The organism is Stenotrophomonas sp. (genome assembly GCF_032056425.1).
Taxonomy (GTDB): domain Bacteria; phylum Pseudomonadota; class Gammaproteobacteria; order Xanthomonadales; family Xanthomonadaceae; genus Stenotrophomonas.
In genome coordinates this window covers 1-21,681 of sequence record NZ_DAMBCN010000010.1, presented here as the reverse complement: position 1 = coordinate 21,681, position 21,681 = coordinate 1, and the positions used below count along the sequence as shown (strand labels likewise).

At 67.1% G+C, this 21,681-nt stretch carries 19 protein-coding genes; 4 read left to right on the top strand and 15 right to left on the bottom strand.

Annotated elements, in window-relative coordinates; genetic code table 11:
- Nucleotides 1-9 precede the first annotated feature (9 nt).
- The 8 genes from RTY46_RS08655 to RTY46_RS08620 all read right to left on the bottom strand — a co-directional run bounded on the left by RTY46_RS08655 (nucleotide 10) and on the right by RTY46_RS08620 (nucleotide 10,976).
- Complete coding sequence (locus RTY46_RS08655; protein WP_312707810.1) at nucleotides 10-1,356, bottom strand: phosphomannomutase; 1,347 nt, start codon at nucleotides 1,354-1,356, stop codon at nucleotides 10-12.
- Nucleotides 1,357-1,445: 89 nt separating this feature from the next.
- Nucleotides 1,446-1,838 (bottom strand): GtrA family protein, encoded by a 393-nt coding sequence (locus RTY46_RS08650; RefSeq protein ID WP_312707809.1) that lies wholly within the window; start codon nucleotides 1,836-1,838, stop codon nucleotides 1,446-1,448.
- Entirely contained in the window at nucleotides 1,835-3,121 is a 1,287-nt protein-coding gene (locus RTY46_RS08645; RefSeq protein ID WP_312707808.1) for an NAD(P)/FAD-dependent oxidoreductase, read from the bottom strand. Before RTY46_RS08645 ends, RTY46_RS08650 begins: the two co-directional genes overlap by 4 nt.
- Nucleotides 3,122-3,123: 2 nt before the next feature.
- Nucleotides 3,124-4,083, bottom strand: a complete 960-nt coding sequence (locus tag RTY46_RS08640; protein WP_312707807.1) for an NAD-dependent epimerase/dehydratase family protein — start codon at nucleotides 4,081-4,083, stop codon at nucleotides 3,124-3,126.
- The gene (locus tag RTY46_RS08635; RefSeq protein WP_312707805.1) at nucleotides 4,080-4,817 is read right to left on the bottom strand and encodes an SDR family oxidoreductase; all 738 of its coding nucleotides are present in this window, start codon (nucleotides 4,815-4,817) and stop codon (nucleotides 4,080-4,082) included. The genes RTY46_RS08640 and RTY46_RS08635 overlap by 4 nt, the downstream gene beginning before the upstream one ends.
- Before the next feature lie 2 nt (nucleotides 4,818-4,819).
- Nucleotides 4,820-6,124, bottom strand: coding sequence for an FAD-binding oxidoreductase (locus RTY46_RS08630; RefSeq protein ID WP_312707804.1), 1,305 nt, complete (start codon nucleotides 6,122-6,124; stop codon nucleotides 4,820-4,822).
- On the bottom strand, nucleotides 6,124-7,566 hold the full coding sequence (locus RTY46_RS08625; RefSeq protein ID WP_312707803.1) for a UbiA family prenyltransferase: 1,443 nt from the start codon (nucleotides 7,564-7,566) through the stop codon (nucleotides 6,124-6,126). Before RTY46_RS08625 ends, RTY46_RS08630 begins: the two co-directional genes overlap by 1 nt.
- A gap of 95 nt (nucleotides 7,567-7,661) precedes the next feature.
- A complete protein-coding gene (locus tag RTY46_RS08620) occupies nucleotides 7,662-10,976 on the bottom strand; it encodes a DEAD/DEAH box helicase (RefSeq protein WP_312707802.1) in 3,315 nt (1,104 codons plus the stop codon).
- A gap of 164 nt (nucleotides 10,977-11,140) precedes the next feature.
- On the opposite strand from RTY46_RS08620, the gene RTY46_RS08615 reads away from it, so the two are divergent.
- Genes RTY46_RS08615 through RTY46_RS08605 form a run of 3 tightly spaced genes read left to right on the top strand, consistent with a single transcriptional unit; the run spans nucleotide 11,141 to nucleotide 13,135 of the window.
- Nucleotides 11,141-11,872: a CoA transferase subunit A gene (locus RTY46_RS08615; RefSeq protein ID WP_312707801.1), complete on the top strand. Its 732-nt coding sequence runs from the start codon at nucleotides 11,141-11,143 to the stop codon at nucleotides 11,870-11,872.
- A 1-nt stretch (nucleotide 11,873) separates the two neighbouring features.
- Nucleotides 11,874-12,506, top strand: coding sequence for a CoA transferase subunit B (locus RTY46_RS08610; RefSeq protein ID WP_312707800.1), 633 nt, complete (start codon nucleotides 11,874-11,876; stop codon nucleotides 12,504-12,506).
- Between the two features lie 47 nt (nucleotides 12,507-12,553).
- Nucleotides 12,554-13,135, top strand: coding sequence for an alpha-ketoglutarate-dependent dioxygenase AlkB (locus tag RTY46_RS08605; RefSeq protein WP_312707798.1), 582 nt, complete (start codon nucleotides 12,554-12,556; stop codon nucleotides 13,133-13,135).
- 48 nt (nucleotides 13,136-13,183) lie between these two features.
- On the opposite strand, the gene RTY46_RS08600 is transcribed toward RTY46_RS08605, so the two are convergent.
- The 5 genes from RTY46_RS08600 to RTY46_RS08580 all read right to left on the bottom strand — a co-directional run bounded on the left by RTY46_RS08600 (nucleotide 13,184) and on the right by RTY46_RS08580 (nucleotide 17,750).
- Entirely contained in the window at nucleotides 13,184-14,146 is a 963-nt protein-coding gene (locus RTY46_RS08600; protein ID WP_312707796.1) for a glycosyltransferase family 2 protein, read from the bottom strand.
- 85 nt (nucleotides 14,147-14,231) lie between these two features.
- Nucleotides 14,232-14,873 (bottom strand): ABC-type transport auxiliary lipoprotein family protein, encoded by a 642-nt coding sequence (locus tag RTY46_RS08595; protein WP_312707795.1) that lies wholly within the window; start codon nucleotides 14,871-14,873, stop codon nucleotides 14,232-14,234.
- Nucleotides 14,870-15,796, bottom strand: a complete 927-nt coding sequence (locus RTY46_RS08590; protein ID WP_108752114.1) for an MlaD family protein — start codon at nucleotides 15,794-15,796, stop codon at nucleotides 14,870-14,872. The genes RTY46_RS08595 and RTY46_RS08590 overlap by 4 nt, the downstream gene beginning before the upstream one ends.
- A gap of 3 nt (nucleotides 15,797-15,799) precedes the next feature.
- Entirely contained in the window at nucleotides 15,800-16,627 is an 828-nt protein-coding gene (locus RTY46_RS08585) for an ABC transporter ATP-binding protein (RefSeq protein ID WP_312707794.1), read from the bottom strand.
- 1 nt (nucleotide 16,628) lies between these two features.
- On the bottom strand, nucleotides 16,629-17,750 hold the full coding sequence (locus RTY46_RS08580; RefSeq protein WP_312707792.1) for an ABC transporter permease: 1,122 nt from the start codon (nucleotides 17,748-17,750) through the stop codon (nucleotides 16,629-16,631).
- Nucleotides 17,751-17,842: 92 nt separating this feature from the next.
- Here RTY46_RS08580 and RTY46_RS08575 point away from each other — a divergent pair, with 92 nt between their 5' ends.
- Nucleotides 17,843-19,102 carry a threonine/serine exporter family protein gene (locus tag RTY46_RS08575; protein WP_312707791.1) on the top strand — a complete coding sequence of 420 codons (1,260 nt, stop codon included), beginning with the start codon at nucleotides 17,843-17,845 and terminating at the stop codon, nucleotides 19,100-19,102.
- 93 nt (nucleotides 19,103-19,195) lie between these two features.
- Here the strand turns inward: RTY46_RS08575 and RTY46_RS08570 are convergent, their stop codons facing one another.
- Nucleotides 19,196-19,576: an H-NS histone family protein gene (locus tag RTY46_RS08570; RefSeq protein ID WP_312707789.1), complete on the bottom strand. Its 381-nt coding sequence runs from the start codon at nucleotides 19,574-19,576 to the stop codon at nucleotides 19,196-19,198.
- Nucleotides 19,577-19,773: 197 nt separating this feature from the next.
- Nucleotides 19,774-21,465 carry a proline--tRNA ligase gene (locus RTY46_RS08565; protein WP_312707786.1) on the bottom strand — a complete coding sequence of 564 codons (1,692 nt, stop codon included), beginning with the start codon at nucleotides 21,463-21,465 and terminating at the stop codon, nucleotides 19,774-19,776.
- Nucleotides 21,466-21,681: the final 216 nt, after the last annotated feature.

The following is a 21,681-nucleotide window of genomic DNA, read 5'->3' as shown; positions in this document are numbered from 1 at the left end:
GGTTTCCGCTCAGGCCTTCAGCAAGGCCGCAATTTCATCGGTGCGCGCCTGCATCAGCGCTGCATCACCACGGGCTTCCACATTCAGGCGCAGCAACGGCTCGGTGTTGGAGCTGCGCAGGTTGAAGCGCCACTGTCCGAAGTCAGCGCTGATGCCATCGGTATGGTCCAGCGCCGGTGCCTGCGCGGCGAAGTGCTCCATGACACGCGCAACGGCGGCCTTGGCATCGGCGACCTTGAAGTTGATTTCGCCGCTGCACGGGTAGGCCGCCATGCGGTCTTCCACCCAGTCGGCCAGCGAACGGCCGCTTTCGGAGACCAGCTGCGCGATCAGCAGCCAGGGGATCATGCCCGAATCGGCATAGGCGAATTCACGGAAATAATGGTGCGCGCTCATCTCGCCGCCGTACACGGCATCTTCGGCGCGCATCTTTTCTTTGATGAAAGCATGGCCGCTCTTGCACAGCACCGGCACGCCACCGGCCTGCTCCACCATATCCACGGTGTTCCAGACCAGGCGCGGGTCGTGCACGATCTTGCCGCCCGGGTTGCGGGCCAGGATCGCCTTGGCCAGCAGGCCGACCAGGTAGTAGCCCTCGATGAAGCGGCCGCTGTGGTCGAAGAAGAAACAGCGGTCGAAGTCGCCATCCCACGCAATGCCGAAGTCTGCGCCGTGTTCGCGCACGGCTTCGGCCGTTGCGGCGCGGTTTTCCGGCAGCAGCGGGTTGGGAATGCCGTTGGGGAAGTTGCCATCGGGCTCATGGCAGATGCGGATGAACTGGAACGGCAGGTGCGGTGCCAGCAGGTCGACGATGGCGCCGGCGCCACCATTGCCCGCGTTGACCACCAGCTTCAGCGGCTTCAGGCGGGAAACATCCACATAGCTCAGCAGGTGCTGGATGTAGGCACCCTTGTCATGTTCACTGCGCTGCGGGGCCTGCGCCGGCACCGGGGCGGTGCTGTCGGCGGCCACGGCATCGGAAATCGCGAACAGGCCGGTATCGGAACTGATCGGCCGCGCGTTCTCCTTCACCAGCTTCATGCCGTTGTAGTCCATCGGATTGTGGCTGGCGGTCACCATGACCCCGCCGGCGGCGCCGCGGTGGTCGGTCTGGAAATAGACCTCTTCGGTGCCGCACAGGCCGATATCGATGATCTCGCGACCCGCCCCACGCAGACCGGCGGCCAGCGCATCCTGCAGCCCGGCACTGGTCAGGCGCACGTCGTGGCCCAGCACTACCGGACCGGGGGCCAGCTGCGCCGCCAGCGCGGTGCCGATACGGCGGGCCAGGTCTTCGTTCAGTTCTTCCGGCACGCGGCCGCGGATGTCATAGGCCTTGAAGGCGGGCAGGGGCATCGATGGGGTCCTGGTGGAAGTCATCGCCGTAGTTTACGGCCAGGCGTGTGTGGGAAGCGTTCTCTCCGGTCCCGGTGGAAACGGACTGGTCACCGGAACGACAGGTATTTGTGCCCGAAATAGCTGGACACCACGGGCACCGCCACGCCCACCACGTGGGCGATTTCCAGCCGCAGCACGTCCACCCCCAGCCACGGCAGCAGGTGGTAGGCCAGCACGGTGGACACCAGCCAGGTCTGGGCCACCGCCAGCAGGTTGACCAGCACGAAGTAGAACGCCGAATGGTGCAGCGGCCGCGTACTGCTGCTGAACACCAGCCAGCGGGTCAGCACGAACGCCGTGATCATGCCGCTGATGTAGGCAGCAATGATGGCCGGGGTGAATGACATCCACTGGCTGTACAGCATGCGCGACAGGATGTTGACCAGGGCAGCGATGCCGCCGGCGAGCAGGAACAGCAGGAACGGGCGCGACAGTGTCACGCCACCGCCTCGCGGGCCATGGCACGGCCGAAGCCGATGCTTTCGGAGATGCCACGGTCTTCGGGATAGTAGTGCGAGGTGTCGGCCACCCACAGCCCCTGCACCGGCAGCTTGCGCGGTGGCAGCCTGTCCAGGAAGCCGGGTTCGCAGATGGGCTGGGCGTGGCGGTAGCGGCTGACCCGCACGTCGATGAAATCGTCCGCGCCCACTGCCGGATTGATCATGCGCAGGTAACGCTTCACCTTGTCGGCGAACACATCGTCGCTGTCGCCGTAGCGCTCGTGCTCACCCGGCATGTAGAACGGCACATAGACGATGTGCGCGTCCATCGGCCGCAGGTTGGTGTATTCCACGATGCCGGGGATGTCCATGTCCGGGTCGTTGGTATTGACCCAGAAGTTGGCCGAGACGGGTTTGCGCAGTTTGGCGATCACGCACACCACGGCGATGTTGTTCAGCGCCTGGAACTGGGCCAGGACGGCATCGGGCAGGTCGGGGGCGAGGCGCGGCACGAATGGCAGCGGGACGGTGGAAATGACCTTGTCGAACGGCAGCTGTTCACCGCCCACCAGCACCCCCCGCACGCGACCTTCCTCGATCACGATGCGCTGCACCGGGCTGGACAGCCGTACTTCGCCACCGTGGCGCTGGATATCTGCGTGCAGTGCATCGAGCAGGGTGGACGAGCCGCCTTCCAGGTAACCCAGCTTCTCGCGCATCAGGCTGTAGCGGGAACGGCCGATGCGCCGGATACGGCTCCAGATCCATGCTGCGGACAGGTTGCCGGCGTAGTGGTAGAACTTGTAGTCGAACAGCCTGCGCCACAGGACCTCATAGGCTTCTGCTCCGACCCAGCGGCGGATCCACGAGGAGGCTTCAACACGGTCCAGCGGGCGCCAGTCGTTGCGGCGGGTGCACAGGAAGGCGTGCAGCCCATAGCGGATCTTGGCCATCAGGCCCAGGCCCCTGAAGCGCAGCAGGGCGATCGGGTTGCCCCATGGCTGCAAGCGCTTGCCGAACCAGTAGCCCATGCGGGTCTCGGTCCAGCGCATGCGTTCAGCCAGCCCAAGCTCGTCCAGTACGGCAAGGAAGTCGTGATCGGACGTGCAATGGAAGTGGTAGTAGCGTTCGATCGGCATGCCGCCGAAATCGAAGCTGGCGGTCATCCCGCCCACGCGGTCGTCTGCCTCGAAGACCACCGGGCGGTGGCCATCACGGGCCAGCTGGTAAGCCACGGCCAGGCCCATCGGGCCGGCACCCAGAACGGCGATGCGTTCGCTCATGATCAGAACTCCAGGGCGATGTCGCCGTACTCGGGATCGTTGAAGGTGGCGTCGATGGCCTGCGCGAAGGGTGTGGGCTGCACGCCGAAGATGGCCGGCCAGTCGATCACCTCGAACTCATCGTGGGCCACCAGCGCCTGCAGCTGTGCGGCGGTGAACGGTGGATCGCGGTCGAACAGTGCCCACACCTTCAGCAGCAGGTAGAACAGGGAATAGGGGATGTGCAGCACGATGGCGCGTGCGCGGGTGCTGCGCTTGATCTGGCGGATGATGTCGACATAGTCGACCTTCTCCAGGCCAGTGATGTTGTAGCGCTGGCCAGCAATACGCGAACGCAGGCAGCTGGCGATGATGCTGGCGAAATCGCCGGCGTACAGCGGCTGGCGCATGTAGCGGCCATTGCCGGGAATGGGGAACACCGGCACCTTGCGCATGAAACGCGACAACCACCCCAGGTGCTTGCGGTCGAACCAGCCGAACATCAGCGTCGGGCGCAGGATGACGGCAGCGATACCGCGCGCCGCCACACGCTGCTCCTGCTCACGCTTGGTGCGGGTGTACGCGTCGTCGGCCACCGAGCAGACGACCGAGGAGCTGACATGCACGGTGTAGGGCACTGCATGCCGTTCGATCGCGTCGAGGATGTTGTCGGTGGCGATGATGTTGTTGCGCACAAAGGGCTGCGGATCGGTTCCACCAATCTGCGCCTGCAGCATCACCACCGCATCGGCAGCAGCGAAGTGGCGCTCCCAGGGGCCGGGTTCGGCCAGGTCGGCCAGCTCGGTCACCACGTCCGGATGCATGCGCGCCAACACGTCGAGGTTGGCCGCATGCTTGTCGATCACCACCAGCTGCCGGTATCCCTGCCGCTTGAGGATGGCGACCAGGTTCTGGCCCACCAGACCGGCACCGCCGGGAATGATGATCTTCTGCTCCAGCGTGGAGTCCAGTGTGATGCTCACAGCGAGATCCTGTTGAAAACGGCTTGCGGCAGGGTGCGGATCACCCACATGATCAACCGCCAGAAACCGGGCGCATACAGCACCGGGGTGCCGCGACCGATGCCGCTGACGATGCGCCGGGCGACCTGGTCGGGTGAGGCCCACAGCGGGCCCTTGCGAAGATGCGCTGTCATGGGTGTGTCGACGAAGCCCGGGCGGATGTCCACCACCGCCACGCCCTTCTTGGCCAGGCGCTGGCGAAGGCCACTCAGGAATGTGCTGACCGCGGCTTTGGCCGCACCGTAGACGTAGTTGCTCTGCCGTCCGCGGTCGCCAGCAACCGAGGTGATCACCGCCAGCGCGCCGCCGCCGGCCTCGGCAAGGCGGTTGGCCAATGGCCCCAGCAGGGCCACAGTCGAAGTGCCGTTGGTGGCGAACTCCGCCATGCAGGTCTCCACCGAGGCCTCACAGGCGGCCTGGTCGGGCAGTGTGCCGTGTGCGATCAGGACCACGTCCACCGTGCCCAGTGCCTGCCATGCCTGCGCGAGCAGAACGGCATGGGCAGGCAGGTCGTTGATGTCCATGGCGTGGGTATGTGTGGCGCGTGCACCGCGCACGCGCAGGTCGTCGGCGATGACCTGCAGCCGCTCGGCGCGGCGCCCGACCAGGAACAACGATGCGCCACGTGACGCGTAGCGGCGGGCGACAGCTTCTGCAATGGCAGAGGTGGCGCCGATGATGAGGACGTTCTGCATGGTTACTCCGTCACCCGGCGCCAGAAGCCGGATGAGAAACGTGGATCGATGAATCGACGGAAGTCCTGCCAGCGCGGATAGGCCTGCTGGAATGACGTGGCGGTCATCCGTGCGTCCTTCGCAGGGTACTGGGCGCCGCCGGCGGCATCGACGATCTGGTCCAGGCGCTGCAGCAGCGCGGCCAGGGGTTCACCGGTGTTGGGGAAATCCAGCGCCAGGGTGGTACCCGGGCGGGGGAAGGACAGCATGCCGGGGGAGGGGCGGGCGCCAAACTGCTTGAGCACGGCCAGGAACGACCCCTGGCCGCTGCGCGCGATTTCCTGCAGCAGGGCCGGAATGCCATCGTTGGCCGACTGTGGCGGCAACACGCACTGGTATTGCAGGAACCCGGCCGGGCCGTACATGCGGTTCCAGTGGCTGATGCTGTCGAGCGGATAGAAGAAGGGCAGCAGATGCGAAGCATGGCGACGGCGCTTGGCCACCTGACGCCAGTAGTACAGTGCATTGAACGGGCGCAGGCTGAGCCGATTGACCAGCGACACCGGAGGCGTCAGCGGCATCGCGCGCAGCGCGCGGGGGGCGGCAGGACGTTCATCGGCGTCCTGCACCGCGTGGTTGGCGCGGGTGAAGTGGCCGCGACCCAGGTTGCGGCCATGCGCGAGGCAATCGATCCAGGCCACCGTGTACTCGTGGCTGCCCGTGCTCTCCTGCGACAGCGTGAAGAACTCCTCCAGGTGGCCAAAGCGGATGTTCTCCACCTCCAGGCTGCTGCCGGGGACCCGCCGCAATTGCAGTTCGGCCTGGGTGATCAGGCCTGTCAGGCCAAGCCCGCCGACACTGGCCTCAAACCAGCCGTCCGCTTCACCGGGACGGCACAGACGGCGTTCCCCGTTGCTGCGCAGCAGCTCGAAGGACAGCACATGATGGCCAAAGGTGCCGGCAACGTGATGGTTCTTGCCATGCACATCGTTGCCGATGGCGCCCCCTACCGTGACGTGGCGGGTACCGGGCGTGACCGGCAGGAACCAGCCTTGAGGCAGCACCAGCGCGATGATCTCGCCCAGGGTCACCCCGGCTTCGCAGGCCAGCCGACCGCTGGCCGGATCAAAGGCGATGAATCGGTCCAGGCCGCGGCACTCGAGCAGGGTTCCGCCCGGATTCTGGCAGCTGTCGCCGTAGCTGCGCCCATTGCCATGCGGCAGGGCGCTGCCTTCGAAGATGGGCAGTGCCGCAGCTCGATCAAGGATCGTCGTCACAGCCTGCGATACGCGCGGGTACCTTCCCCAGGAATACGCGCGGGCCGGCATCAGATCGCCACCAAGGCAAAGCCGACACACAGCGCCGCCACAACCTGGCTGGCCCGATCGGTCGCTGCGAACACGATCGGGTCATCGTGCATCGTTCCGCGGTGGGCGATCACCCAGGCGCGGCTGACCCAGTACAGCAGGACCGGGCAGATGAACCACAGCAGTTTCGGATGGCGATACAGCTCCACACTGTCCGGACTGTTGATGTACAGGGCCATCACCAGCACGGCGCAGTAGCCTGCAGCTGCCCCAAGGGACTGCAGCAGCGGCAGATCTTCCACGTCATAGCCACGGCCGCTGGCGCGGGTCTTGCCGCTTGCCAGCACCGAGTGCAGTTCCGTGTAGCGCTTGAGCAGGGCCAGCGAAAGGAAAATGAACATGCTGAAGGCCAGCAGCCAGAACGAAAGCTCGGCGGCGATCGCCACCGTGCCGCCGATGATGCGCAGGGTGTAGAGGCTGGCCAGCAACACCACATCAAGCATGACAACGCGCTTCAGGCGCAGTGAATAGCCGAGGGTGAGCATGTAGTAGCCGAGCAGCACGGCGGCAAACGCAGGGCTGCACGCCAGCGCCACGGCCACGCCGCCCAAGGTCAGCAAGGGGCCGGCGATCAGCCCATGCAGCAGCGGCAGCTGGCCGGCGGCAAACGGGCGCCGGCGCTTGCGGGGATGGCGGCGGTCTGCCTCCAGGTCCAGCAGATCGTTCAGGACATAGACGCCAGACGCGCACAGGCTGAACGCGGCAAAGGCCAGCAACGCATCTGCCACGGCCGTTGCGTCCAGGAAGCGGTGGGCGGTCAGCAGGGGAACGAACACCAACAGGTTCTTCAGCCATTGGTGCGGACGCAGTGCCTTCACCCAGGCGCGCAGGCGCGGGGGCGCAGGCCAGTGGGCCAGCACCTGGGTACGCCGCGACGCAGCCCCCAGCAACGATGCCCCGTTGTTGACCACCCACGCGCCTGCGGCACGGTCCCAGACCGCCAGATCGACCTTGCCGTTGCCGGCGTAATCGAAGCCGCGCTCGCCGAAAGCATCCACCAGCGCCTGCGCCTTGTGGCTTCCCGACAGGTTGCGTTGCCCGTCGCTGGCGATGACCTGCTCGAACAGACCAAGATGCGCAGCGATCGGGGCCACCAGCAACTGGTCGGAGGCCGTGCACAGCACCCGTGGCCGTTGCGCGGTGCTGCGCAGCAGTTCCAGCACGTTCGGGTTGTAGGGCAGGTGGCGGGGATCAATCGTGACCCGCGCGGCGATATGGCGTTTCAGCGCGGCTTTGCCCTGCAGAAGCCAGAACGGCAGCAGGAAGAGGTACAGCGGATTGCGCGCCAGCAGCACCAACAGCGATTCATACAGAATGTCAGAGTCCAGCAGCGTGCCATCCAGGTCCACGCACAGTGCGCGCGTAGGGACGGCGTGCTTATCGGGGGTGTTCTGGCTGGGCATCAAGCAATTGGGGTGAGGTGAAATCCGGAGAGATTGTACCGATGTGGGTTGGCGTCATCGCGATTGCCCACGCGCATCCGGCGCGTACACCCTCACTACGGTGCCGCGCGGCGGCGGCCACGGCCACGCTTCGGCGTCACCCCCGGCAGCGGCGCCAGCAGCGCCTCCAGATCTTCGTCGTTGAAGCGCGGGGCGGCCGAATCGGCGCCTTCCAGCAGCGTGTCGGCCAGCGCGGCCTTGCGCTGCTGCAGCTCGGCGATGCGCTCTTCGATGCTGCCGGCGGCAATCAGCCGGTACACGAACACCGGCTGCTGCTGGCCGATGCGGTGCGCCCGGTCGGTGGCCTGGCTCTCCGCGGCGGGGTTCCACCACGGGTCGAAGTGGATGACCGTGTCGGCGGCGGTCAGGTTCAGGCCCACGCCACCGGCCTTCAGGCTGATCAGGAAGATCGGCACCTCGCCCTGCATGAAGCGCTGCACCGGTGTGGCCCGGTCCTGGGTATCGCCGGTCAGCTGCACATAGCCCAGGCCCAGCTCGTCCAGGGCCTGGCCGATCAGCGCCAGCATGCTGGTGAACTGCGAGAACAGCAGGATGCGGCGGCCCTCTTCGACCATGTCCGGCAGCATGTCGCGCAGCAGTTCCAGCTTGGCCGAGGGTGCTTGCCGGGCCGGGGTTTCACCGGGCAGCAGGCGCGGGTCGCAGCAGACCTGGCGCAGCTTCAGCAGCGCGTCGAGCACCACGATGTGGCTGCGCCCCAGGCCCTGGCTGGCCACCGCCTCGCGCACCTTGGCTTCCATCGATGCACGCACCGTTTCGTACAGATCGCGCTGCGCACCTTCCAGCGCCACGCTGCGGGTGATCAGGGTCTTGGCCGGCAGTTCGGTGGCCACCTGGTCCTTGCGCCGGCGCAGCATGAACGGGCGCAGGCGCTGGGCCAGCAGGTGCGCGCGCTGCGGGTCGGTGCCGCGCTCGATCGGGTGCCGCCAGTGCTGGTTGAACAGTTTTTCGCTGCCCAGCAGGCCGGGCAGCAGGAAATCGAACTGGGTCCAGAGTTCGCCCAGGTGGTTTTCCAGCGGCGTTCCGGTCAGGCACAGGCGGTGCCGCGCATGCAGCGTGCGCAGGGTGACCGCGGCACGCGACTTCGGGTTCTTCACCTGCTGCGCCTCGTCCAGGATCAGCAGGTGATAATCGTGGGCCTGCAGCGCGGCTTCATCGCGCCACAGCAGCGGGTAGGTGGTCAGCACCAGGTCGTGTTCGCCGATGCGGGCAAAGTCATCGGTGCGGTCGTTGCCGTGCAGCACCAGCACCCGCAGGTCGGGGGTGAAGCGCGCCGCTTCGGTCTGCCAGTTGTGCAGCAGCGAGGTGGGCACCACCACCAGCGCCGGCTGCTGCAGCCGCCCTGCCTCTTTTTCCAGCAGGATGTGGGCCAGCGTCTGCAGGGTCTTGCCCAGGCCCATGTCGTCGGCCAGCACGCCGCCCAGGTCCTGCTGGCGCAGGTACTGCAGCCAGGCCAGGCCTTCGCGCTGGTAGGGGCGCAAGGTCGCGGCCAGGCCGGCCGGCGGTGTTACCTCGCCCAGCGCGGGGGCCTGCATCAGGCGCTGCACCAGCGCACGGGTGTCCTTGCGGCTCTTGAACTGCAGGCGTGCATCGTCCTGCAGCGCACGCAGGCGGCCACGATCGCGCGCGGACAGGCGCAGGGCGCCACCGCGCTGGGTGAACAGGTCGGCCAGCAGCGCGATGACCGGCTTCAGCCGGCCGGCGCGCAGCGCAATGCGCGTGTTGTCGCCGGCCGACAGCAGGATGTTCTCGTCGTCGCCAATGCTGTCGATCTGCCCGCGCAGCCAGCGCGGATCGGTCTGCAGCACCTGCTGCAGCAGCGGCGCCAGGGCCACGCTGCGGTCATCGACCTGGATGTCCAGCGCCAGCGTGAACCAGCCTTCGTCCTTCGGGTCGGCCTGGATATCCAGCTGGATATCGTCCACCCGGGTGATGCGGTGGCGGAAATCGTCGGCCGGCTCGATCTTCCAGCCCAATGCCTCCAGCCGCGGCACTTCGTCCAGCAGGAAATGGGTCCAGTCGTGGGTGCGCAGGTCGAACTGCGGCCCAGCACCTTCCAGCACTGCGCGCGGGTTCTGGTCGCGATACAGCTGCGCGCTGCGCAGTTCTTTTTCGCGCCGGGCTTCTTCGGCCAGGTCGCGCGGCAGCAGCGCCAGGCGGCCCTCGGCATCGTGCGCGAACAGGGTGGGATCATCGAGGAAACGCACGTGTTCGTCGTACTCGAACGCCACGGTGGCCACGTCGGCCCACTGCGACGGCGCGCGGTAGCCCAGCCAAGCGGGCCGGAACTCGATCGTATGCAGGCGCAGCACCGGGGTCATGGCCTGCACCTTCAGCGTCGCCAGCGCGCCGTCACCGCCCGGTCGCGGCAGCGCGGGGTCGATCTGCATCAGCAGCTGGGCCACGATGGGCTCTTCGTTGGGCAGCAGCGGCGGCAGCTCCAGGAATTCATCGGCGTCGGCCACGGCCACGTCCAGCAGCAGCGGCCCGACCTCGCCCGTGGCCGGGTCCAGGTAGCAGGCCGACTGGCCCAGCACCATGCCCTGCGCACCGCCTTCCACCTCCAGCCAGGGTGTGGGCAGGGTCGTGCCTTGCTGCGGCAGGCTGCGCCAGCCCAGGGTGCCACGGCGCGGTGCACCGCTGCGGGCGGGCACGCGCTGGCCCGGGCCGTCGCCATGGATCCAGCCATGACCGCTGGCCACGATCAGCTGCAGGGTCGCATTGATATCGAACTGACGCCCCTTCATGCGGCCCTGGCGCAGCGCCCACAGCTGCGCCAGCACGGCCACGTCGTCCTGGCTGAGGTAGCCGGGCGGCTCCAGCAGCAGTTCAGGGGTGATGTCCAGCAGCTTTTCGAAGGAGAGTGGCCCGCCGGCGGGCTGGTGGGTGCGGCGCGGCAGGATCGCGGGCCGGTTCTGGAAGGTGCCCACGTCGAAGGCAATGCCACGGGGGTGCGCGCGCGCGGGCGTGCTGCGCGCGGCCTGCCAGCGCGACAGTTCGTCCAGCAGTTCGGCACGCGGCGGCATGGCCAGGTCCTGCGCGCTCAGGGGTGCCGGGTCCTGCGCCAGCTCGGGTTCCAGCAGCTGGATGACCAGCACCGTGGCCACGTGCTTGCAGTTCTGCCCCACCGGGCAGGTGCAGTGGCTGTGCAGGCGGCTGCGCGCGGTGCGCGTGCTGGCGGCCAGGTCGATTTCCACGTGGTAGGGCTGGCGCGCGCTGCCCTGCACGTCGGCAGTCAGCAGATCGCCCTGCAACTGCAGGTCGCGCACGCTGGACAGGTAGTGCGCGGTCTTCTGCAGCGTGCGTTCGTCGATCCAGCGCAGAAGGTCTTCGTCGGTATAGGTCAGGGCCATCGCTACCTGCGGGGGCGGCGGCGTGGTGCGAACCACGCTGCGTGGAGGGTGCGGCATTCTACCCAAAGCCCCTGCAACGCCCCGACAATGCTGCGGCGCATCCAGGGCCCGGGCGGGCCTGCGGCTAGAATGCCCTCATTCTTACCGTGCAGGGCAGTACAGCAATGCAGCAATCGACTTCCAGCAGCAAGCGCAGCAAGCGCTTCGCCTCGGCGGCGCAGGCGCTGCAGGGCGTGGTCGCCGATGGCCAGATCCTGGCCGTGGGCGGCTTCGGCCTGTGTGGCATTCCCGAAGCGCTGATCGCGGCGCTGCGCGACAGCGGTGCCAAGGGCCTGACGGTCATTTCCAACAATGCGGGCGTGGACGGCTTCGGCCTGGGCCAGCTGCTGGAAACGCGACAGATCAAGAAGATGATCTCGTCCTACGTGGGCGAGAACAAGGAGTTCGAACGCCAGTTCCTGGCCGGCGAGCTGGAACTGGAATTCAATCCGCAGGGCACCCTGGCCGAGCGCCTGCGCGCCGGCGGTGCGGGCATTCCGGCGTTCTTCACCGCCACCGGCTACGGCACCGTGGTGGCCGAGGGCAAGGAAACCCGTGAATTCGACGGCAAGCACTATGTGATGGAAACCGCGCTGCGCGCCGACGTGGCCCTGGTGAAGGCGTGGAAGGCCGACGAGGCCGGCAACCTGGTGTTCCGCAAGACCGCGCGCAACTTCAACCCGGCCTGCGCGATGGCCGGCAAGGTGTGCATCGTGGAAGTGGAGGAGGTGGTGTCGGTGGGCGCGATCGATCCGGACCAGGTGCACCTGCCGGGCATCTACGTGCACCGCATCGTGCACAACCCGCATCCCGAAAAACGCATTGAACAGCGCACGATCCGCGCGGAGGGCAACTGACATGGCGTGGACCCGTGACGAGATGGCAGCCCGCGCTGCCCGTGAACTGACCGATGGCGCCTACGTGAACCTGGGCATCGGCCTGCCGACCCTGGTGGCCAACCATATTCCCGAAGGCGTGGACGTGTGGCTGCAGTCGGAAAACGGCCTGCTCGGCATCGGCCCGTTCCCGACCGACAGTGAAGTGGACGCCGACCTGATCAACGCCGGCAAGCAGACCGTGACCGCGCGCGCTGGTGCCAGCTACTTCGGCAGCCACGACAGCTTCGCGATGATCCGCGGTGGCCACGTGAACCTGGCCATCCTCGGCGCCATGCAGGTGACCGACAAAGGTGACCTGGCCAACTGGATGGTGCCGGGCAAGATGGTCAAGGGCATGGGCGGGGCGATGGACCTGGTGGCCGGCGTGCAGCGCGTGGTGGTACTGATGGAGCACACCGCCAAGAACGGCGAGCACAAGATCCTGGCCGAATGCTCGCTGCCGCTGACCGGCGTGGGCGTGGTCGATCGCATCATCACCGATCTGGCCGTGTTCGACGTGACCGACAATGGCCTGGTGCTGGTGGAAGCCGCGCCCGGCGTAGGCGATGACGAACTGAAAGCGAAGACCGGCGTGGCATTCGCCCGCGCCTGATCCATCACCGGGCACCGGCAGCGGTGCCCGGTCCTGGCCGGACGACCATGGACCTGCACCTTGCCGATGCCCGCGTGCACTGGCACCGCCGCTGGCTTGAGCGCAGCGCCGCCGACGCGCTGTTCAGCACCCTGCACGCCGACGTGGCCTGGGAGGTGCATCGCATCCGCATGTTCGGCCGACAGGTCGATTCACCGCGGTTGAGCTGCTGGATGGGCGATGCCGATGCGGGCTACCGCTATTCCGGTACTGATTTCGTACCGGCGCCGTGGCATCCGGCGCTGCTGCCACTGCGCGACCGTCTGGCGGACTTCTGCGGGGCATCGTTCAACAGCGTGCTGTTGAATCGCTACCGAGATGGCGCAGATGCCATGGGCTGGCACCGTGACAACGAGCCCGAGCTGGGGCCAGCCCCGTTGATCGCCTCACTCAGCCTGGGCGCCGAACGCCGCTTTCTGCTGCGCCGTTACGACGACCACGGCCGCAAGGCGGAGGTCGCGCTGGGGCATGGGGATCTGCTGCTGATGGGCGGCGCCACCCAGACGTATTACCAGCACGCGCTGCCGCGTACCGTGCGGCCGGTGGGCGAGCGCATCAATCTGACGTTCCGATGGATCAGCCCGCACTGACGAGGGACCGCTGGGCCATGCCCAGCGAGCGCAGCGGTCACCGTGGGGTCAGGCGCGGACCAGATCGATGCCGGCTGACAGGACACCACGCCCGAAGTGCTGGTAGTTGCCGTTCAGCAGCTCGCGCAGGACCGTGGGCATGCGCCGCAGGCGGGACGCTGGCAGGGTGGCCCGCGCGCTGACATGGCGGTGCTTGCGCTCGATCAGCGCGATCATCGGCGGCGGCAGGTGCAGAAGGCGCGCGCGCTGCAGCAGCACCTCGCATTGGCTCTGCTCGGTCTGCAGTTGGCGCTGGCGGCGCACGGACCGCGGCGAAGTGTCGTTGCCGCCGAGCCCCAGCTGGTTGTTGCCGTGCAGGCGGTAGCCGATGAGTGCGTCGGGCAGGCTGTCGATCTGGCCGCGCATGGCCGCCAGCGTGCCGATCCAGGCATCATGCACCCATCCGGTAGCGGGCAGCGGTAGCGCATCGGCCAGCAGCTGGCGGCGGAAGGCCATGGCCGCACCGGTCATCAGATTGCGCTTCAGCATCAGGCGGAATCCGTCGCCGGCATGCATGCGCGCGCGTTCGGCGGCGGTGTAGTGCAGGGCGTCGAACAGGGCGCCCGGCAGCGGCTGTCCGGCGGCGTCGATCAACTGCGCATCGCAGTGCAGGGCCAGCAGTGTTGGGCGCGCGGTGAACTCGGCGCAGAACCGCTGCAGTTTGTCGGCGTGCCAGATGTCGTCGTGGTCGCACAGGAAGATCAGGTCGCCGCTGCAGGCGCGCAGCGCGCCGTCGAAGTTGCGGCGGTAGCCCACGTTCTGCGGGTTGACCTGCAGGTCAACCGTGATACCGGCCGCTTCGGCGCGCGGCACGAACGCGCGCAGCAATGCAAGCGTGCCATCGCTGGAGACGTCGTCGCGGATCACGATCTGGTCCGGCCGTCGCGTCTGCGCCAGCAGGCTGTCGAGCTGCTCCTGCAGGAATTGTTCGCCGTTGTAGGTACACACGGCGATGGAGACGGTTGGGGACATCAGCGTTGCAGAGGACAGTGTGCGCTGATTATCGCACGGGGTCAGAGCCCTTCCCCTGCGGGAAAGGGATCCGACCCCGGCAACCTCAGCGCGGCAGCGCCTGGCGGTCGTTCTGCCCGCTGGCCAGGGTCCAGCCCACCACGTCCTGCGCCAGCTGCTGCAGGCCGCGCTCGAACGCGGCGGCCACGGCCGGCACGTCGGTGCTGCCCACCGGCTGTTGCTGGCGGAAGGTGCGGTCGGCCACCACGCGCTGGTCGGACACGTGGATGAGTTTGGCGTTCAGTTCAATCACCACCGTCGGCGTGGCCTGGCCCTGGTAGTCGGACTCGAAGCGGCGCACATCGGTGGTCAGCTTGTAGTCGGCACGGATGCCGGCGGCCACGCGCGCCACGCCGGGCAGGCGGCCGGAATCCTCGAAGCCGCGCAGCAGGGTGTCCTCGATCATGTCGGTGGCCGGCTGGGCCCAGCTGGCGCCGCGGTAGATTTCCAGTTCCGACGGCGTGGGCCGCACGTTGATGCGCGGGCTGTCGACCATGCGCGCGGCGCTGGGCTTGGCCAGCACCAGCTGCCAGTCGCCCTGTGGCCAGGCGGGATCTACCTTCACCTGCACCGCAGGCGAATACAGAGTGACCGGATTCTTGTCGCCGCTGCCGAGGATTGAGCAGCCACCCAGCAGGGCAACCGCCGACGCGGCCAGCAGCAGGCGCGGAAGGGGAATCAGGCTCATTTGGGTTCGAACTCCTTCGGTGCGTCGCGGCCCAGCAGGTAGCGCGCGGGGTTGTTTTCCAGGCGGTCGCTGACCCGGCGCAGATCGCGGATCAGCCCGCGCAGTTCAGTCAGGGTCGGGCCCAGCTGGCCCAGGCCATCGTTGGCGAAGCTGTTGATGGCCGCGCGGTTCTCGCCCAGGATCGAATCGGCATTGCCAGCGGCCGAATCCAGCTTGCCCAGCGTGGCATCGAGCTTGTCGATGATGCCCGGCAGCTGCTGCACCAGGTTCTTGTCCAGGCGCTCGATGGTGCCGTTGGTGGTTTTCAGCGTGGTATCCAGGCTGCGGGCGGCATCGCGCGCGCTCAGCAGCAGCGCCTGGGTGCCCTGGTCACGGTCGGCCAGGCCACCGCTGATCGTTTCCAGGTTGGCCAGGGTGGCGTTGATCGAGGCCACGTTGCGGTCGCTCAGGATCTGGTCCATGCGTTCGACGATGCGGTTGGCCACGTCGGTGATGTTCTGCAGGGCCGACGGCGTGGTTGGAATGATCGGCGCCGGATCCTTGTTCACCGTGGTCAGCGTCGGCGCCTGCGGCGTACCACCGCTGAGCTGGATGATCGACGGGCCGGTCAGGCTGGTGATGGCCAGCTTGGCGCGGGTATCGGTCTTGACCGGCGTGTTGGAGTTCAGGCGGATGCGGGCGACCACCTGGCGCGGATCATCGGGCACCAGGTTCAGTTCGGTGATCGAGCCCACCGCGATGCCGTTGTACTGCACCGGGCTGCCCACCGACAGGCCGGTGACCGCTTCGCGGAACACCACGCGGTATTCCTGCCAGGTGCGGTCGGAAGAGTACTTTGCGGCCCACAGGCCGAAGGCCAGCAGGGCCAGGCCGGTGATCAGGGTGAACGCGCCGATCAGCACGTAGTTGGCTTTGGTTTCCATGGCTCAGGCACTCTCGATCTGTTCGCCACGCGCGGCGCGCGCGCGGGGTCCGTGGAAGTATTCCTGGATCCACGGATGATCCAGTTTCTCGATGTCCGGCAGCGGCGCGTTGGCCACCACCTTGTGGTCGGCGATCACGGCCACGCGGTCGCAGATGGCGTACAGCGTGTCCAGGTCGTGGGTGATCAGGAACACAGTCAGGCCCAGCGCTTCCTGCAGGGTCTTGATCAGGCGGTCGAACGCGGCCGCACCGATCGGGTCCAGGCCGGCGGTGGGTTCGTCCAGGAACAGCAACGGCGGGTCCAGCGCCAGCGCACGGGCCAGGCCGGCGCGCTTGCGCATGCCGCCGGACAGCTGCGAGGGTAGTTTGTTGATGGCATCGGCGGGCAGGCCGGCCAGTTTCACTTTCAGCAGCGCCAGCTCGTAATGCCAGCGCTCGGGCAGTTCGCGGTGGTGCTCCTTCAGCGGCACCTGTACGTTCTCGCCCACGCTGAGCGAGGAGAACAGGGCGCCATCCTGGAACAGCACGCCGGTGTTGCGCTCGATGTGCAGGCGGCTTTCCGCATCATCGGCGCGCGCATCGCGGCCCAGCACCTCGATCTGCCCGGCATCGGGCACGCGCAGGCCGAGGATGGAGCGCATCAGCACCGATTTGCCGGTGCCCGAACCGCCCACCACGCCAAGGATCTCGCCGCGGCGCACGTCCAGGTCCAGGTCTTCGTGTACGGTCTGGCTGCCGAACCGGTTGGTCAGCCCACGCACGCGGATGGCCAGATCGTGGCCCTGGTCGTCCTGCATGGGGGTGTCATCGGCGTGATCGTGTGTGTTCATCTCACCAGTCCATGTGCATGAACCACAACGCCGCGAAGGCGTCGATGATGATCACCAGCGAGATGGTCTGCACCACGCTGGAGGTGGTGCGCTCGCCCACCGACTGCGCCGTGCCTTCCACCTTCAGCCCTTCCAGGCAGCCGATCAGGCCGATCACCAGCGCGAATACCGGCGCCTTGGAAAGGCCGACCAGCATGTGCCGCACCTCCATGGTCTCGTGCATGCGCGCGATGTACATCTGCGGCGGAATATCCAGGTCGAACGCGCCCACGGTGATGCCGCCGGCCAGGCCGGCGGCCATCGCAATGAAGGTCAGCAGCGGCAGGGTGACCAGCAGCGCCAGCAGGCGTGGCAGCACCAGCAGATCGATCGGGTCCAGGCCCAAAGTGCGCATCGCATCGATCTCTTCGCGCGCCTTCATGGCGCCGATCTGCGCGGTGAATGCGCTGGCGGTGCGGCCAGCCAGCACGATGGCGGTCAGCAGCACGGCGAATTCGCGCAGGAAGGCGATGTTCACCAGTTCCACCACATAGATCTCTGCACCGAAGTCGCGCAGGATGGTGGAGCCGAGGAAGGCGATCACCGCGCCCACCAGATAGGACAGCAGGGCCACCAGCGGCACCGCATCCAGCCCGACCTGTTCCATCTGGTGCACGGTGGCGGTCAGGCGGAAGCGGCGCGGTTCCTTGAACAGGCGCGCGGCCTTGACCAGGTTCTCGCCCAGGAAGCTGCACAGCGCCTTGATGTTGTGGCCGGTGGTATGCACGCTGACGCCCAAGCGCTCCAGCGCGGCCAGCACGCCGAAGTCGCGCTTGGGCTTGGGCCGGTCGTCGGCCACTTCCTCGATCGTGCACACCAGGGCCTGGTGGTCCGGGCGGAAGTGCAGCGCGTGCTCGCCCAGGTCGGCACGGTGGGCCACCCGCAGCACCTGCAGCACGCCGGCCGAATCCAGCTGCTCGATGGCAGTGGCGTCGATGCCGGTGAGTTTGTCGGGAATGTCGCGCAGCACCTCGGCCGCCGCCAGGGCGGTCTTCAAGGTCCAGTGGCCGGACAGATGGATCAGCCCGGGATCGTGGGCGTCCTGTTCCAGCCGGGGGCTGTGGTTCGGGGTCATGGGGGCCATTCGGGTCGCAGCATAACCGTTCTGAATTGCACGTCGCGTCGAACCCGTATGAATTTTTCCTGCCAGGCCCGCTGTAGGTAATACTAAGGCGCATGTCCGCCGATGCTCACGCCATCCCCACGCCCCAGGCCACCTATGCGCAGCGCGTGGCCTTCGTTTCCGAGATCGCCGGTCGCCTGCACAGCTATGGCACCACGGCCCAGCGCCTGGAGGCGGCCGTGGTGGCGCTGGCACGGCAGCTGGACCTGGACTGCGAGCCGTGGTCGAACCCCACCGGCATCATCCTCAGCTTCAGCGACCCGGCCCGTGCCATTGGTTCCAGTGACATCACGCGTGTGATCCGCCTGGCGCCGGGCGAGAACGATCTGCACAAACTGAGCGTGGCCGACCGCATTGCCGAGGAAGTGGCCAACGGGCGCATGAGCCTTGCCCAGGGCCATACCGCGCTGCGCCAGCTGGACAAGGATCCGGGCCGCCGCGGCAAGCTGCGCACCATCCTGTCCTTCAGCCTGGGCGCGGCGGGCGTGGCCGGCATGTGGAAGCTGCCCTGGCTGGATATCGCCACTGCTGGCGTGATCGGCCTGATGATCGGCCTGCTGGGCATGCTGACCGATCGTCGGCCGGCCACCCGCGAAGCCGGCGAAGCGCTGGCCGCGCTGCTGGCCGGCATGGTCGCCACCCTGGTGGCTGCCTTCGTTGGCGCGCTGAACCTCAATACCGTCATCATCGCCTCGCTGGTGGTGCTGCTGCCCGGCATGTCGCTTACCAATGCGGTGAACGAACTGGCCAGCCAGCACTGGGTCTCGGGCACGGCGCGGTTTGCCGGTGCGCTCACCACCATCATGAAACTGAGCGTGGGCGCGATGATCGCGGTCACCCTGGCCGATGTGCTGGGCCTGGACCCGGTCATCCGCGCGTCGCGCCCGCAGGGGCCGTGGGTGGAATGGGGCTCGCTGCTGACCGCGGCGTTTGCGTTCGCGATGCTGTTCAAAGCCAATCGCCGTGATTATCCCTGGGTGATCGCGGCATCGGTGGCCGGCTACGCCATTTCCAAGTTTGGTGGACACGCCTGGGGCGCACCGGCAGGCATCTTCCTGTCGGCCATGCTGTTGACCGCCGGCGGCAATCTGTTTGGGCGCCTGGTGGGCCGGCCGGGCGCGATCATCCGCCTGCCCGGCATCATCATGATGGTGCCCGGCAGCACCAGCCTGCGCGGCGTACTGACCTTGGTACAGCAGCAGGATGTGGGCGCTGGCCAGGGCGTGTTCCTGACCGTGCTGAACGTGGTGATGGCGCTGGTGGCCGGCCTGTTGTTCGGCAACCTGCTGATGCCGGCGCGCAAGACCCTGTGACGATGGCGGTGGGTGTGCACCGTTGGTCCGCACGCCGGGCCACAAAAAACGCCGGCGTTCGCCGGCGTTTTTTCATTCCAGCCTGGGCAGGGCTCAGGCCTTCTTGATCAGGAAATCTTCCGGCTTCTTGTTGCCCTTGGCGGTCAGTTCCGCCATCCAGCGCGGCTGCTTGCCGCGGCCGGTCCAGGTTTCCTTCGGGTTGGCCGGGTTGCGGTACTTCGGTGCCACCTTGCCCAGCTTGCGGCCGGCGGTCTTGGCCGGCGCCTTGGCCGCCTTGCGTGCACGCGGTGCCGGGGCAGCAGCGCCACCGAACAGTTCTTCGATGGTGTAACCCTCGGTCTTGGCCAGCTTGCTCAGCTGCGCGCGCACCTTGGTGATCGGGCGGCGCTTGGCGACGATGGTCTGCTGCTTCTTGGCGGTACGGATCAGGGCGCCCAGCTCGCGTGCCGACAGGCCGCTCAGGTCGATGCTCATTCAAATGCTCCGGAAAATACATTGATGGACAGGGACGAGCCGGTCCATGGCGGTCGCTGGACAGGGTAATGTCGATTTACTGCCAGCACAAACATTTATTGGTTTCTGATATTACGAATTGCGACTGCCGACATATTCAGGCGCTGATGCCACCGGTGGACGCAAAAAAAAGACCGGGGCGGACCCCGGTCTTTCCGTCAGCCCTGCAGTCGCTGCAGCAGGGTGGCCTTGTCCAGGCTCTCGGCCTCGCCGGCCGTGCGCGCGCGGTATTCGTACGTGCCCGCGGCCAGGCCGCGCTCACTCACCACCACGCGGTGCGGCACACCGATCAGCTCCATGTCGGCGAACATCGCACCCGGGCGCAGGCCGCGGTCGTCCAATGCGGCGTCCAGGCCGGCTTCACGCAGCTCCTGCAGCAGTGCGGCGGCCGCTTCGGCCACGCTGGCGTCACCCTTGGGGTTGATCACGCACACCACCACCTGCCAGGGCGCCATGGCTTCGGGCCAGATGATGCCGGCGTCGTCGTGGTTCTGTTCGATGGCGGCTGCCACCACGCGCGAGATACCAATGCCATAGCAGCCCATGGTCATGACCGCGGCCTTGCCGTTTTCGTCCAGCACGGTGGCCTGCAGGGCTTCGGCGTACTTGCGGCCGAGCTGGAACACGTGGCCGACCTCGATGCCGCGGGCGATCTTCAGCTCGCCGCCGTCGCGGGCGCGATCGCCGGCACGCACGTTGCGGATATCCACCACTTCCGGTTCCGGCAGGTCGCGGCCCCAGTTCACCCCGGTCAGATGGAAACCGGCCGCGTTGGCACCGACGACGAAATCGGCCATGGCCGCCACTTCGCGGTCGGCCAGCACGCGGATCGCCTTGGCGGGGCCGACCGGGCCCAGGAAGCCAGGCACGCTGCCCAGGTGGTCGGCGATTTCCGCTTCGCTGGCAAACCGCTGGTCTTCCAGGCCGGCCACCTTGGCCAGCTTGATTTCATTCACTTCGTGGTCGCCGCGCACCAGCGCCAGCACGAAACCCGCTTCGGTCATCAGCGCCACCGACTTCACCGTGCGCTGCAGGTCGATGCCCAGCAGTGCGGCCACGTCTTCGCAGGTCTTCTGCGTGGGGGTTTCCACCTTGCGCAGGGTTTCGGTGGCGGCCGCGCGCGGTGCCGGATCGGCGGCAACGGCCGCTTCCATGTTGGCGGCATAATCCGAGCCGGTGGAAAATACCAGCGCGTCTTCGCCGGAATCGGCGATCACGTGGAATTCCTGCGACGCATCACCACCGATGGCGCCCGAATCGGCCTGCACCATGCGGAAATCCAGGCCCAGGCGGGTGAAGATGCGGCTGTAGGCCGTCTTCATGTTTTCGTATTCGCGCACCAGGTCTTCATCGTGCAGGTGGAACGAATACGCATCCTTCATCAGGAATTCGCGCGCGCGCATCACGCCGAAACGCGGGCGGATCTCGTCGCGGAACTTGGTCTGGATCTGGTAGAAATTCACCGGCAGCTGCTTGTAGCTGGACAGTTCGCTGCGGGCGAAATCACACGCCGCTTCTTCGGCGGTGGGGCTGTAGCAGAAGGTCTGTTCCTTGCGGTCCTTGATCTTCAGCAGCTGCGGGCCGAACTTTTCCCAGCGGCCAGTCTGTTCCCACAGTTCCTTGGGCTGGATGGTGGGAATCTGGAATTCCACGGCACCGGCGCGGTCCATTTCCTCGCGCACGATGCGTTCCACCTTGCGCAGCACGCGCAGGCCCAGCGGCGACCAGGTGTACAGGCCCGAGGCGAGCTTGCGGATCATGCCGGCGCGCAGCATCAGCCGGTGGCTGGTCAGCTCGGCGTCGCTGGGGGTTTCCTTGGTGGTGTGCAGGTGGAACTGGGAAAGGCGCATCGTCGGCTTCGGGATAACGGCAGAGACGCCTATTCTGCCAGCCCGGCCGCGGGGTGGGGTACTGGCAGGGCTTGCAGCCCTGCACCCGCTTGGGGCAACGGCAACGGCAACGTCAAAAGCGGGCTATCCGTGGGTTGGCGGGGTGGGTCCGGTTGCGGGGGACGCCGCAAGTACGTCCCTGTAGCAACTGTGTTGTGGGATGGGATTTTGGCCGTC

Coding starts and splice junctions, on each gene's coding strand:
- RTY46_RS08615 (WP_312707801.1), top strand. CDS start 11,141: ATGCAGCAATCGACTTCCAGCAGCAAGCGCAGCAAGCGCTTCGCCTCG.
- RTY46_RS08570 (WP_312707789.1), bottom strand. CDS start 19,576: ATGAGCATCGACCTGAGCGGCCTGTCGGCACGCGAGCTGGGCGCCCTG.
- RTY46_RS08585 (WP_312707794.1), bottom strand. CDS start 16,627: ATGAACACACACGATCACGCCGATGACACCCCCATGCAGGACGACCAG.
- RTY46_RS08630 (WP_312707804.1), bottom strand. CDS start 6,124: ATGCCGGCCCGCGCGTATTCCTGGGGAAGGTACCCGCGCGTATCGCAG.
- RTY46_RS08625 (WP_312707803.1), bottom strand. CDS start 7,566: ATGCCCAGCCAGAACACCCCCGATAAGCACGCCGTCCCTACGCGCGCA.
- RTY46_RS08590 (WP_108752114.1), bottom strand. CDS start 15,796: ATGGAAACCAAAGCCAACTACGTGCTGATCGGCGCGTTCACCCTGATC.
- RTY46_RS08620 (WP_312707802.1), bottom strand. CDS start 10,976: ATGGCCCTGACCTATACCGACGAAGACCTTCTGCGCTGGATCGACGAA.
- RTY46_RS08635 (WP_312707805.1), bottom strand. CDS start 4,817: ATGCAGAACGTCCTCATCATCGGCGCCACCTCTGCCATTGCAGAAGCT.
- RTY46_RS08645 (WP_312707808.1), bottom strand. CDS start 3,121: ATGAGCGAACGCATCGCCGTTCTGGGTGCCGGCCCGATGGGCCTGGCC.
- RTY46_RS08595 (WP_312707795.1), bottom strand. CDS start 14,873: ATGAGCCTGATTCCCCTTCCGCGCCTGCTGCTGGCCGCGTCGGCGGTT.
- RTY46_RS08580 (WP_312707792.1), bottom strand. CDS start 17,750: ATGGCCCCCATGACCCCGAACCACAGCCCCCGGCTGGAACAGGACGCC.
- RTY46_RS08600 (WP_312707796.1), bottom strand. CDS start 14,146: ATGTCCCCAACCGTCTCCATCGCCGTGTGTACCTACAACGGCGAACAA.
- RTY46_RS08605 (WP_312707798.1), top strand. CDS start 12,554: ATGGACCTGCACCTTGCCGATGCCCGCGTGCACTGGCACCGCCGCTGG.
- RTY46_RS08575 (WP_312707791.1), top strand. CDS start 17,843: ATGTCCGCCGATGCTCACGCCATCCCCACGCCCCAGGCCACCTATGCG.
- RTY46_RS08565 (WP_312707786.1), bottom strand. CDS start 21,465: ATGCGCCTTTCCCAGTTCCACCTGCACACCACCAAGGAAACCCCCAGC.
- RTY46_RS08610 (WP_312707800.1), top strand. CDS start 11,874: ATGGCGTGGACCCGTGACGAGATGGCAGCCCGCGCTGCCCGTGAACTG.
- RTY46_RS08655 (WP_312707810.1), bottom strand. CDS start 1,356: ATGCCCCTGCCCGCCTTCAAGGCCTATGACATCCGCGGCCGCGTGCCG.